This is a genomic window from Camelimonas sp. FR25, assembly GCF_059740505.1.
Genome location: NZ_JCAWFG010000111.1, coordinates 1 through 1,532 on the forward strand (window position 1 = coordinate 1; position 1,532 = coordinate 1,532).

The window sequence follows — 1,532 nt, forward strand, 5'->3', positions numbered from 1 at the left end:
TGCCCTGCACCGAGAGCCTTACGTAAGAGGCGCCACACCAAACGACGCCTGTTCGCACTGACCTGTTGGCCACCGATCGCGCAAGAAAGGATCGGCTGGCCCGGCCCATCGTCTTAGCCATCGCTGTCGTCAGCGTCCGTACCAGATTGAGGAGTTAGACTGATCGACGGCGGCATGGGGTCGATCGGATAGTTGCGCGGAATGCTGACAACCTGGCCAGACTTCTGCGGCAGGATCACATATTGCACGGCGAGGGAGCCGGGCCTGCCATTGGCGTCCGAATCAAAAAATTTGAGCCTGTTCGTATCAAACGGAACTTCAATTGGAACGGCTCCTGGCGCGAATGGCCCGAACGTTTTTATGACCTGAATGACCGTGTTGGCGGGGGCGCCGTTTCGCGTTGCGTTCACGTAAAGGCTGAACATGACGCCTGTTGCGCCCGGGACGAGCCTGGATACATCGTCCGGGGTCAGGCTGCACTGGACAGGCGAGGTGTCGCCAACGCTATTGACGTTGATCAGCGAGTTTAAGTTGCCGTTGAGTGTCGGCGCAGGAAGCGTGCCGCCTGGAATAGGCAGAGGCGGCTCCGCGGGGTTCAACTTGACAGTTATTGGATTGGGAGGAGACAATGTACTGTTGCCATGCGCATCGTTCAGGAAACAATAGGCGTTTACGACGAACGATTTTGACGGGTCGCTAAAGTCAATTGGGAGAAGATTGTTTTGTATGCTGAATGTGACTGCTTTGGTCAGGTCGGTAGAGGCGCCGACATAGCTGAACATTGGGAAAGATTTGATGATGTCCGTCTGGTTCGCCGTAGGTTTTTGCAGAATGAGCAACTGTGTGATCGTATCCGGGAATGTCGGCGGGGTCAGGGTAATGACCACATGTGACGTAGCGGATAACGTGACTGGCGAGAATGCGCGCGGTGAGTCCGCGGAGCGATTCACCTGGTCGGGGTCGATAAACACCAACGCGCCGGGGGAATAGGCATTCGTCAGATCGGTCTCGTACTGTATCTGTGCGTAACCATTCACCCCTTTGCTGGCCTGAAAGGCCAGCGTCGCGGCGGTTCCGGCTGGCACAGTCGCATAAATATGCCCAATCTGGCGTCCATCCTCCAAGGTTTCCAATTGCGCATCACTGACGGGCTGATCCTTGATGCTGATGGACAGGGATCCAAGAAACGCCGACGGGTAGGTTGCAGTCACGTGCAGGATGGAGGCTTCATTAGATGTTGGGGCCACCTCAATCGTCGCAGCTTCGACGCCACTTTCGCTGACAAATACGCTGCTGGGGGTGGCCGGCTCGCGGAATGTCCCTTCCACCACCGTTGGCGCCGGGGCGTCAAATGTCGCGGTTAGCGTTTCTTCGTCATTTGGGCTGGCGCGTCTGCTGAAATGCACATCAATTGACGTACTGCCGGCATCGAGTTTGCAATATATTGTGAATACAGGGTTGGTTTCCCCTCCTTTTGTTGGGCTAAAAAGCGTTTGAGATCTGGCGAGATTCGCGATATTTCTGGGATCCAG

At 55.9% G+C, this 1,532-nt stretch carries 1 protein-coding gene; it reads right to left on the reverse strand.

Annotated elements, in window-relative coordinates; translation table 11 throughout:
- Positions 1-113: 113 nt before the first annotated feature.
- The coding region (locus AC6A67_RS16715) for a hypothetical protein (protein WP_498037698.1) at positions 114-1,532 on the reverse strand (1,419 nt) is incomplete at its 5' end.